This window comes from Enterovibrio norvegicus (assembly GCF_002876705.1).
Taxonomy (GTDB): domain Bacteria; phylum Pseudomonadota; class Gammaproteobacteria; order Enterobacterales; family Vibrionaceae; genus Enterovibrio; species Enterovibrio norvegicus_B.
Window position 1 is genome coordinate 761228 of the sequence record NZ_MDAG01000057.1, and the last position, 11230, is coordinate 772457.

The 11230-nt window shown below is 45.8% G+C and carries 9 protein-coding genes; 1 reads left to right on the top strand and 8 read right to left on the bottom strand.

Features of this window, described 5'->3' with window-relative positions; translation table 11 throughout:
* Position 1: 1 nt before the first annotated feature.
* The 8 genes from BCT27_RS22680 to BCT27_RS22715 all read right to left on the bottom strand — a co-directional run bounded on the left by BCT27_RS22680 (position 2) and on the right by BCT27_RS22715 (position 7840).
* Positions 2-607: a CPBP family intramembrane glutamic endopeptidase gene (locus BCT27_RS22680; protein ID WP_102318775.1), complete on the bottom strand. Its 606-nt coding sequence runs from the start codon at positions 605-607 to the stop codon at positions 2-4.
* 2 nt (positions 608-609) lie between these two features.
* Complete coding sequence (locus BCT27_RS22685) at positions 610-1212, bottom strand: GNAT family N-acetyltransferase (RefSeq protein ID WP_102318774.1); 603 nt, start codon at positions 1210-1212, stop codon at positions 610-612.
* Positions 1205-1552, bottom strand: a complete 348-nt coding sequence (locus BCT27_RS22690) for a hypothetical protein (RefSeq protein WP_102396849.1) — start codon at positions 1550-1552, stop codon at positions 1205-1207. Before BCT27_RS22690 ends, BCT27_RS22685 begins: the two co-directional genes overlap by 8 nt.
* Before the next feature lie 265 nt (positions 1553-1817).
* Complete coding sequence (locus tag BCT27_RS22695) at positions 1818-2327, bottom strand: 3-hydroxyacyl-ACP dehydratase FabZ family protein (RefSeq protein ID WP_102396850.1); 510 nt, start codon at positions 2325-2327, stop codon at positions 1818-1820.
* 26 nt (positions 2328-2353) lie between these two features.
* Positions 2354-3604: a beta-ketoacyl-[acyl-carrier-protein] synthase family protein gene (locus BCT27_RS22700; protein ID WP_102396851.1), complete on the bottom strand. Its 1251-nt coding sequence runs from the start codon at positions 3602-3604 to the stop codon at positions 2354-2356.
* Complete coding sequence (locus tag BCT27_RS25920) at positions 3597-4001, bottom strand: acyl carrier protein (protein WP_241908628.1); 405 nt, start codon at positions 3999-4001, stop codon at positions 3597-3599. The genes BCT27_RS22700 and BCT27_RS25920 overlap by 8 nt, the downstream gene beginning before the upstream one ends.
* Positions 4002-5105: 1104 nt before the next feature.
* The gene (locus BCT27_RS22710) at positions 5106-5570 is read right to left on the bottom strand and encodes a RidA family protein (protein WP_102318770.1); all 465 of its coding nucleotides are present in this window, start codon (positions 5568-5570) and stop codon (positions 5106-5108) included.
* Positions 5571-5878: 308 nt separating this feature from the next.
* Positions 5879-7840 (bottom strand): RecQ family ATP-dependent DNA helicase, encoded by a 1962-nt coding sequence (locus BCT27_RS22715; protein WP_102396852.1) that lies wholly within the window; start codon positions 7838-7840, stop codon positions 5879-5881.
* A gap of 403 nt (positions 7841-8243) precedes the next feature.
* Here BCT27_RS22715 and BCT27_RS22720 point away from each other — a divergent pair.
* On the top strand, positions 8244-11230 hold a 2987-nt coding region (locus BCT27_RS22720), incomplete at its 3' end, for a S8 family serine peptidase (RefSeq protein ID WP_157939246.1).

The window sequence follows — 11230 nt, forward strand, 5'->3', positions numbered from 1 at the left end:
TTTAGCTCATGCTAGCCTGTCTCTGTTCATAGTCCGAGGCAGAGAGAATAAGGACATTTCTTGTGAGGTGAACAATCCAAACAAAGAGCACGGATTCAAACAGGTTGTAAGCAACAGCAAGGACCATTGAGAAGATAAAAAACTCTAATGAGTGCCAACCTAACGGTCTGTTTTCCCCGTGAACGGTCCAGAAAAGTGCAGAAGAAAGGAAGATTGCTGCCCAAGCAGGCAGCACCAACAACAATGTGCTAATCAGAAATACTCGCCAAATCAGCTCTTCATAACACGTTATCCCAACTTGGAATAAGAGATAAGGCCTGTTCTCTTTAAGGCACGTCAACCCGCGCATACTGTTTAACATGAATGCTTTTGGTTGAGGTGAACTCAAGGGTAATCCCGCGAACAGCAAACCGATACCGACACATGCCCCACCGACAATCATCGTAAAAAATTGAGTCAGAGACGCAAACTGCCAATCCACAAAGAAAACCACGGTGTAGGCAAGGACGGGGAGCATGAACATGAAGCCAAGGCGATCGCCGATAACTCGCGGGTATAAAAAAGAGACGCAAACAACAAACGTAAGCAGTAAAGCAAGTAGGCCCACGCTTAGAATAGGCCTTTCTTAAAGTGGCGGCGCAACACACCATCTTTGTGTTTTTGTAAAAATGCCCGGAAGTCATCTGAGAACATGGCATAAAGATGGTAGTCGTTCCATCCATCGCCAACTCGCACGTAGTTTTTTAGCACACCTTCTTTAATGCCCCCAAACTCTGCCAGACTCATTGAATTTTCATTCCCCGACAAAACGTAACCAAAAATCTTATGTAAATTCATCACATTAAAAGCCATTTGAAGGCTGAGCAGCGCGATTTCAGGCCCGAACACACTGGTACGATACTCGGCTTCCCCGACCAAATAGCGAAGGTCTGCAGTGCGGCTTTTCCAATCAATGTTATTGAACCAGACCATCCCGATTGGCTTGCCACTTTTAACAGAACAGACCAACCCCAAGAGGTTGTCAGCACCATAAACAGTCGCGTTCTGTTCTAGCCAGGTCATCGCTTGTTCCTGAGCGCCGTTAACAAAGGTTGAACTGTCAAAAACAGTCGAATTCAGGTAAGGATCATCTAGCCAGCGAGTAATGGTATCCAGATCTTCGAGATTGGGGCGACGTATAGCGCAATAGATTCCACGAACACTGTCAAACACGTTTATCCTCACTTCCCATCATGATTAAGTCGCAATATGTCCCTTCAACAAACAACTGATCTCTTAAACGCGCTTCTTCGGTGAAACCTAAACGCGTTAAGCAATCTAGCTCCAGCTGTTCATGGGGAAGTAACTGCAGGTAATATTTTCCGATATCGTAGTGTTCAGATAACCAGCTCAACACAGACTGCACTTCTTTGTCAGCCATGCTACTGAGCAAATGGAAATCAAGATAGGCGATGCCATGAAACATGGCTTTTATTCTGATAAATCCCACGTTGATCGTGTCATTAAAAACAACAAAATCCCCCTCTCCCAACGCGGAATCAAGTTCTGACATTGAACAACCAAGAGGATACGCTGAATTTTTATAACTCGAGCACCTAAAACGGGATGGCGTTACATCAATAAAGTCATTTACCGTTGCTAATCTAAAGGACACTAAAATCCCCACTCATATTGTTTAACGCATGATGAAACAACGTCCAAAATGTCTATCACACGACAGTTGAAGTTTACCCAAACGACGTCCATGTACTCGAATTCACCTTGTATAGGCATGCAGCAATTTGATGATTGGGCGAATAAAAAGGATACGCCTGCTCTCAACGCGTGACGTGTTGAGAGATATGTTCAATAAGGTTTTTTCGCTTGATGAAAGTAAGATCAAACGTGGCGGACAACACTTCGCGTCCATTAACGTAGGAATGCCCGGTTAACCTAGCGCCTAGACGGTTGATTACCTTTATGCTGACGTGCGCTTCTAAGGTATCTCCCGGCAGTGCAGGAGATTTAAATCGCATTTGACTGACAGTGCTCGCAATGACATCTGTCTCTTCTTCAAATTCACTCCGGTAATGAACCAAAACAATACCGGCTTGCGCGAAGGCTTCCCCCATCAAAACACCTGGCATCATGCTCACGTGTTTGAAATGCGCATCAATCAGCTCAGATGACTCGGGAATGTTGTATTGCGCGACCACCTCAGACTCGGTTAAAGAACTGACTGAATCTACGAATAAGAAGGCATCGCCATAAGATAAAATCGAGCGAATAGCCTCTTTACCTAGCACGCCTTCCGAATCCCTCAACGCATCAATAAAGCTTCTATTCATAAGTACTATTCACAGACACAATAATGTCAGTCCATTTTTCGCAGGATGGTCGCTGCATTCGTACCACCAAAGCCAAAGTTTAAAGACAGAATAGTCTCCAAATCAGCCTGTGTGCTTTCGCGAACGATGGGTAAATCAGCAAACAGAGGATCAATATTATCAATGTTGATAGAGGGCGCGATAAAGCCTTCTTTCAGCATCGCAATGCAAGCAATCAATTCGATGGCACCTACCGCACCAATCGCGTGTCCCGTCATCGATTTCGTCGATGAGAACCTTGGAACATTGTCTCCAAACGCCCTACGCAAACCATTGGCTTCGGCCACATCACCCGCAACGGTGCCTGTCCCATGCGTATTAATGGCATCAATATCGGCAGAGGAAATGCCCGCGTCTTCTAAGGAGCTGGCAATACAATCCACAAATGTACCGCCATCGGCTTGTGGTAGAACTAAGTCATAAGGATCTGAATTGGCGGCATAACCTACGATTTCTGCATAAATTGGCGCGTTACGCGCTAACGCTGAATCAAGGGATTCCAATACAAGTACACCCGCCCCACCGCTGATCACAAAGCCATCTCTATCACTGTCATAGGGACGCGATGCGCTTTCAGGGGTGTCGTTAAACCCTGTAGAGAGAGCCATTCTCAATGCTTGAAAAGACGCAACGATCAACTCATTCACTTCCTCACAGCCACCGGTTACGGCTCTATCTATCCCCCCATCGCGGATGAGTTCGTAAGCATGTCCAATGTTGTGTGCGCCCGTTGCACACGCAGACGATATTGAATAGCTTCGCCCAGTAATACCAAAGAGTTTAGTGAGTATTGCACTCGCTGTGCTGCTCATGGATTTGAGCACCGTATAAGGTTCTGTCCTACGCACATTCCCTGCGTAATACCTTGCTCCCTCTTTGTGTATCACACCGACATCCGCGACACCGCTGCCAACAAGACAAGCCGTTCGTGGATCAGCGAGCTCTTCAGGCGTCAAGCGAGAAGCTGAAATGGCATCACTGGCGGCAACACTGCAATAAAGTGTTGAGGTGGGCATGGCTCTGAGGAGTTTTAAAGGAATGTTCGCTGACTGTATTTTTGCTTCATCTAAATCAACTAAACCAGCAACGCGACTCGTTAGCCCATACTCAGACCAAGATTCTACGGCGCGAATACCGCTGCGGCCTAGCTTCAACGATTCGGTTAACGTGTCAAAATCGTTTCCTATTGACGAAACGACACCCACACCGGTTACCACAACACGTCTACGATTATCCATTTTTTTGACTTAGCTTGGATTCAATGATTTCCAAAAGATCGCCCACGGTGTCAAGCTTAACTAAGTCTTCATCATCGATGGATATCGACAGAGAATCTTCTAAATCGAGAGTGAGTGACACTGCCTGCATGGAATCCATGCCAAGATCACCACGCAATGACATAGAAGGCACAATATCTTTCGCTGCAATAGCACTTTCTGATTCGGATTCTAATCGACTCATGATTTCCAATATTAGCGAGTCTGTTAAATATTTTGTATTTTCTATAGAATGACTCATATTACCACCATCAAAACCATGAATTAATTGAAAAAATAAGATTGTATTTGTGTGTCTTTTTTCGCTTTCAAAAATGTTATCAAGGGCTTTTATCAGCGTCAAACAGCTTAGTGGCATTTACGCCACTCTATATCCCGTATAGAATTGGGAATACTGCACCAGCGTTGTTGATGGTGTTGCATTCACGCGAAGAAAAAGGTTATAAAAAATACATAATAACCATATGTTTTATATGTAATTTTTACTGTTATTGATTAGCTTTCTATACCCTCTTTTTCACACCGCCATGCTTCAAAATCCATTCAAGAATGTTTTCACTAAATCATCACCATATCTCGCACATGACACATGAAATACAATCTAAATACTGATTTTATTTAAATGAGATAAATGTGTAATTTTAATCCTTTTTGAGTCATTCAATGACCTCATGCTAATTTAGCTAAATATGATGACTTACATTCTAATAAATAAAAGAAATTTGGCTCTGTCCCACTACAATCGAGAGATTCCCTTCTTTCTGATGACAGCAGCGCAGTAGATTTAACCCGCAGCGAGCAAAAAGTCCCGCCAAGCTTTGCAGCTTTAAAATCAAAGGTGGGCATGTTTTGCTGCGGAATGTTGAGGAAAGCGTGGCGCTACGCAAACTATTTATGCCCTTACTGCGCATTGTGCCATTTCTGAACGGCTGAAAAGTGTATGGACAAAACGCTTTGTCACTGACAGATCAGTAGGGATCCCCTGAGATGTGTGACGCTATAGAAGTAGTTCAAGGAAAATGCGGAAACATCCCGTAAGCCCAACTCGCTCCTTTTCCCTGCTGTTATTGAAGGCTTGGATTTCCCTAACCACAGTTGTGTGCACATCAAAGCATTAAAGTCCCTGTCAAAGTTTTCAGTGTGAGCATGTCACTCGGAGAGCTCATCCACGCAGAACAACACCGCATAAAGCACATAATCGGCTCGCTTCTTATGATGACGTTTATGCCAAAAAATATCCGTTATTATTACTGGTATATTCGCCTGACCATTAATAGTAAAAACTACTGATTGTCGACTTCAAACAAAAAAGAGCGAAAAGGCTATACATAAGCTTTTCCGCTCTTTAATAAAATTACCACTCAGTATAAATACGTAGTTATTTAATCAAGTATTAAATGGGTATATAAAATATACGTACGTAAAATTAAACATAGGTAAATATACGTAAGTAACTATATTATTATGGTGCAATAGCGAAACATTCAACTTCAACTCTTGCGCCTAATGCAAGTCCATTTGCACCAAATGCACTTCGAGCAGGATACTGCCCATCAAAGAACGTTTTATATATACCGTTAAAGGTACTCCACTCAGAAATGTCAGCCATCATCACAGTACATTTAGCAACATCTTTCATTGAGAGCCCATTCGCTTCCAGTACCGATTTCACGTTGTTAAGCACCTGTTTAGCCTCAGCTTCAATCCCGCCTTCTACCAAGGTTAAAGTACCAGGGATATTACCAATCTGCCCCGTGAGGTAAACCTGATCTCCCGCTCTAACGGCTTCTGCAAACGGCAGATTAAGCGACTTAGGAAAAACAGATTCTGATGTAAAAAACTCCAGGTTATTATTGGGTTTTGCATACGCAGCATGAGATATAACCATCGTAAAAAACAGTGTCACACACGTTAATAGTTTATTCATTGCTTCCACCTTTCAATCATAAAATTTACTTCATTTTTTAATTTAGAAGTGCGGTTGAACAAAATAAATATATTCCGATAAAAAATAATAAAAACACACTCAGATCTCATTTATTAATATTGGTACTTTTATCATAAAAAAGAAGGTGCGCATTTATAATCATATCTACACTTTATTAAATGATGAAAATAAAAATTGTTAAAGCGATGAATTTTTGGTCATTAATATATAAAGGAATGGTACACAGTAAAAATGCTCATTTCATCGAAATGAGCATTCTGGACACGGTGGTTTGAGACGCGATAGGATTAAGCTTGAAGCGCTACACATTGTGATTTTATTGATGCAAACGGATACTGCGCCATCTTTGCAAAACCGATCATCTTCCCTGCACGCAAGCGTCCCGTTAACGGAGTCGCGATGCCACACAAGTATCGTGCGAGGGCTTCGGGTGTGACGACCAACCCTTCTTTTACGGCCGCATCAATCAATGGTTGGCACCATAAGTGCAGTTGTTCACGACTCACGTCTGATAAGTCATCGGCTTTTGGCAACAACGACACACTGCCTCGGCATACTGAACAGTGACCACATTGTACAGGCGCTTGTTCATCAGCAAAGTAATGCGCCAGACGGTGACTCAGGCACGTATCAGTTTCAAACAAAGAAAGCATCGCATGAACACGATTAATTTCAGTTTCTTCTTTAGATAGAAACAGTTGATGAACACTGTGGCTCAACTGCGTGGCGTTTTCACCTCGGCAGGCATCATTCTCGATGACGCGGAAAACATCCGTCATTTGTTTGCTTTCCAGTTCTATCCAGCCTTTATCGGCAAAATAGTCCAATGCGGTGACTGCACGCTTTCTGTCAGCATGATAACCCTGCCACAAGGCCTCAAAGTCGACAGTATGCCAAGTGCGCGACTTAGGCGATGAATGAAAAACCGCGTCGACAAATTGCTTTCTTTCACCGTCAAAATGACTCATTACTTGGTCTATGGATGTCAGCATTTTGAAGCGATAATCGGCGAAATAACTGAATTGAGGTTCAATAACGCCAGCAAGTTCTAAATATACCAACAGGGTTTTCAGTGGCAATTGTCGGATATTTGTTTCACGAGACAAGCGATTAAGCATCACTTCCCAATTGCTTCCATCTGGGGTTGAACCAATGTCTTCAATCACCGCGCGAATTGAGCTGATATCCGGCGTGTCGCCGTAAACGAAGTTCTCCAACACACTCACCGATTCTCGGTTTGCCAGTACAGAGCACACTGACGCTTGACCATCACGCCCTGCCCGCCCAATTTCCTGACTGTAATTCTCAATCGATTTTGGTAAATCGTAGTGAATAACCGCACGAATATCGGCCTTGTCCACGCCCATACCAAAAGCAATCGTTGCAACAATGCAGTTAATGTCACCGCGCATAAAACCATTTTGAATACGCTGGCGATCTTCACTCGCCATACCTGCGTGATAGGCCTTAGCAACCACACCATTTGCACTTAACATTGCCGCCACACTCTCCGCGGTCTGTTGCAACGTGACGTAAACAATGGTCGGTTGAGAAGCGGGGGCTGTTTGAATCAGGTGTACAAGTGCCGCTGACTTTTCGTCTTCTTTGCACGGGAGCACATTAAGATCGAGATTTTGTCGATAAAACCCTGTCACCACCACATCGTCTTGAGCAATGCCAAATTTACTCTGCATGTCGTCAATGACTTGCGGTGTTGCGGTCGCGGTTAACAACAACACTTGCGGAATGTTTAATTGCGTTCGGTATGCGGGTAGCTTGAGGTAATCCGGACGGAAGTTATGTCCCCACTCAGAAATACAGTGCGCCTCATCAACCACCAGAAGAGAAATCGGCACTGAAGAGATGAACTGACGAAAGCGTTCGTTTTTCAAACGCTCTACCGAAATCATGAGAATTTTAGTTTCACCCGCCTTTACTGAGCGCATCACTTCACGCGATTCATCGTATGTCAGCGAAGAATCTATCGAGGCCGCTGCAATGCCTTTACCCCGCAAGAAATCCAATTGGTCTTTCATCAGCGCAAGCAAGGGGGAAATGACCAACGTGAGATGAGGAAGGTGCAAAGCGGGAAGTTGATAACAAAGCGACTTGCCCGAACCTGTTGGAAAGATTGCCGCAGAAGAATGCCCCGCAAGCACATTCTCGACAACTTGCTGCTGACCACCGCGCAATCCTTCGAAACCAAAGACGTCTTGAAGTGTTTTTACATAAGCCGTGTTCGCTTGCATTTCCTGCCTCAATGTTTGGAGTTCAATCTGAGTTGAAGTTTACATTGCTCACAGATTCTCTTCGAGAGAAAACACGGAAAAGGTCGAGAAACCGCGGGTTTCGGATGAAAACGCTCGTGTGCACTCCCTTCTTCGCCCCCCAATGAAATAAACCACAATTAAATCATGGCTTTTAATCGATGATCGACAATTCGTTCATTAGCGATAGAAAGAATAATTATCGTCGTAAAACTGTTACAAATTTTCCTCAAAGCCTTCGGTTACGCTTTTTACATATTAATAACATTTAAGCACTACGTTGTTTTGCAATAGGTATCTAGCACGCCACGTTTTCGCGCCTCTCCTCTTCTCACCATGGAGAGGTTCGCGATATGTCGTGCTTATCATAAAGAAGGGTTAGCCAGTGCCTGCATCAAAAAATGATAATCACCACAGAAAGAATACATTTCGCCGCCCAACCCCACGATCAGCCCTCTACTCCCTGGGAGTTATCGCTGTTTGTGGTGTCGCGGTGTTCGGCTTTGTTGATGAACGTTTCAATGCATCACCTCACACAGAAAACGCATCAAAAAAAGGGGAATTCTCGCCGTCTGCTGCCCCATACAAGAATGTGCCCGCCATTCCCAAACCCGCTCTCGCCTTTTCAAATACCCTTGCGGGAAAGGGCATTCAAGTACCTAATGATCCAGAGCGCCTTTGGTTACAAACCTCCATCGAGAAACACCCAGACAGCCCCTATTGGCGTCAGCAAGTTCAAGATCACCTCGCTCAAGCAAGAACCCCTGGCTGGGTAAAGTTTGAGCGTTACCAACTTGAAAAGAATCGCGACCCACTTTTGCTACCCACATTTGCACGCATGGTGGAATCTGACCACGCTCCTGATGTGTTAACGGTGAGGATCAACGACGATGCAGTGAGTGAAACCGCGCTGCTCGATATTGGCCTGACCCATGCTCGTCCCGTGGATGCGTCAGACCCTCAAGGGCGAGTGCACATCTACACCATCCCCAACGACATGGCATTCGGCGAAGCGCTTGAAAGCGTCAACGCCCACCCAGCCGTGGCGTATGCAGAGCCTGACTACCTGATTGAGTGGGCTCTGGCTCCAAACGAATCCAACGATGGGATCAGCAATGGCACGGCATGGTGGCTCAATCAGATTCGCGCCTATGACGCATGGGACACCATCACAGATGCATCTGCCATTGGCCCTATCGCCGTTTATGACCAAGGGATACTGCGTAGCCATGAAGACTTGCAAGGCAACTTCTGGATAAACCCAGATGAAATAGCCGGCAATGGCGTTGATGATGATAACAATGGCATTGTCGATGACATTAATGGCCGGACCAATCGCGTATTCGGCGGGCACGGTACACCCGTAGCAGGAACCATATGTGGCCGCGGTGACAACAATATTGGTTACGTCGGCAGTGCGTGGACCTGTCAGCTAATGGACACGGGTGGCCCGCTAAGTTTTGCGGCGGCGGTGTCAGATGCGATGGCCTCGCTCGTTTATGCCACTGACAAAGGATCGAAAATTTCGAACCATAGTTGGGGTATCCGTGGTTCATATAGCCAAGCGTTCAAAGACGTCATCACTGACATCGAAGATGATAATCACCTGATGGTTATCGCATCACACAACTTCAATTCCAACATTGATTCCAGCCCTGTTTATCCCGCGTCATATGATAACGACAACATTCTGAGCATCGCTGCATCTAACCGAAGCGAAGGCCGAATTAGCTATTCAAACTATGGTGCCGTCAGTGTTGATATTGCCGCGCCAACAGAATTCAACACGGTCAATTCGAGCGGTGGCTATTCAGGATTTAGTGGGACATCTCAAGCGACACCCGTGATGACGGGTGTCATCGCACTTGCATGGTCCATGGATCCGTCCATGACGTTCCGAGAAATCAAAAACCTCGTGATGAGCACCGCGCGACCTGTTGCCGCATGGCAAGGATTAACGCGTTCTGGCGCAATCGTAGACATGAAAACCCTGGTTGAGTCTGTGATTGTCGATACCGACGGTGATGGCATTCTCGATGATGTGGATACCGATGACGACAACGACGGTGTACTCGACGTTGACGATGCGTTCCCGAAAGACCCCAATGAAACCGTCGACACTGACGGTGATGGCATCGGCAACAACACAGATACCGATGATGATGGCGACGGTGTTTCCGATGCCGATGACTGGCGTCCACTTGACCCATCAGAACAGTACGATACTGACGGTGATGGTGTAGGCAACAACACTGACAACGACGACGATGATGACGGCGTTGAAGATGCTAACGATGCCTTCCCGCTCGACGCGACAGAAACCACGGATTCTGACGGCGATGGCGTTGGCGATAACACAGACACCTTCCCGAATGATCCAAACGAAACAACCGATTCTGATGGCGATGGCGTCGGTGATAACGGAGATATCGACCGTGATAACGATGGCCTTGCCGATGAATTAGAATCTCGTACACAAGCAGATATTACGGATTGGCCTGTGTTAACAGGTAACGCAACATTTGCTGACGATGTGCTTTCTGCCAATGGCGGTTCGTGGGGTTATCAAGCTAACTCTGCCCGAATCTCCACGTATGGTTTTAGCGACAACTACCAATTTAGCTTTAATATTGATGCACTCGGCACCTACAACATGATCGGGCTTGGCAATGTTGAAAGCTCTGCAAGTTATACCGACATTGATTACGCCTTCTATCTCGTTGGCGGTTCTTTGCGCATCTATGAGAGCGGCACTTCACGCGGTACATTTGGCACCATTGCGGTGGGTGATACGTTATCCATCGACGTCGCAGAAGGGACGATTACCTATCGTCGCAATGACACGGTTGTTCGCGAAGTGACTTACAGCAGCGACACACCAGATTTCTATGTGGACTCTAGCTTCTACAGCGGCGCTATTCGATTGAGTGAACTGCAAATCACCCCGCTTTCTGGCGCAGGTTTCTCTGCCAATGCGGATGGCGATGCTTACGCTAACGATGTCGATCTTGATAGTGATAACGACACCATTCCGGATGTGATCGAAGCAGGCTTAGCAGACAGTGATGGTAGCCTGACGGTTGATAGCATTGATCTCCAAGGCTCTGTCGATCCCGCCCCTGATTCAGACAATGACGGCATTCCAGACTTCCTCGATCTCGAAAGCCAGAATGCTGAAAATGACGGCACCGCCTTCGACATGCACGGTTACCACTTCGCAGCCTTCGACACTAACGGTGACGGCATGCTCAACCTTCAAGATGGCGAAGGGGGTAGCGATGTGAATGGTAACGGGGTTGACGATCGTGCCGAAGACTCGGACGGTGATGGTATCTCCAACCCGAACGATGAAGACGATGACAACGACGGCAC

Excerpts from the sequence above, each read along its gene's own strand:
- BCT27_RS22690 (WP_102396849.1), bottom strand. The coding sequence starts at position 1,552 with ATGTCAGAACTTGATTCCGCGTTGGGAGAGGGGGATTTTGTTGTTTTT.
- BCT27_RS22695 (WP_102396850.1), bottom strand. The coding sequence starts at position 2,327 with ATGAATAGAAGCTTTATTGATGCGTTGAGGGATTCGGAAGGCGTGCTA.
- BCT27_RS22700 (WP_102396851.1), bottom strand. The coding sequence starts at position 3,604 with ATGGATAATCGTAGACGTGTTGTGGTAACCGGTGTGGGTGTCGTTTCG.
- BCT27_RS25920 (WP_241908628.1), bottom strand. The coding sequence starts at position 4,001 with ATGCCACTAAGCTGTTTGACGCTGATAAAAGCCCTTGATAACATTTTT.
- BCT27_RS22710 (WP_102318770.1), bottom strand. The coding sequence starts at position 5,570 with ATGAATAAACTATTAACGTGTGTGACACTGTTTTTTACGATGGTTATA.
- BCT27_RS22715 (WP_102396852.1), bottom strand. The coding sequence starts at position 7,840 with ATGCAAGCGAACACGGCTTATGTAAAAACACTTCAAGACGTCTTTGGT.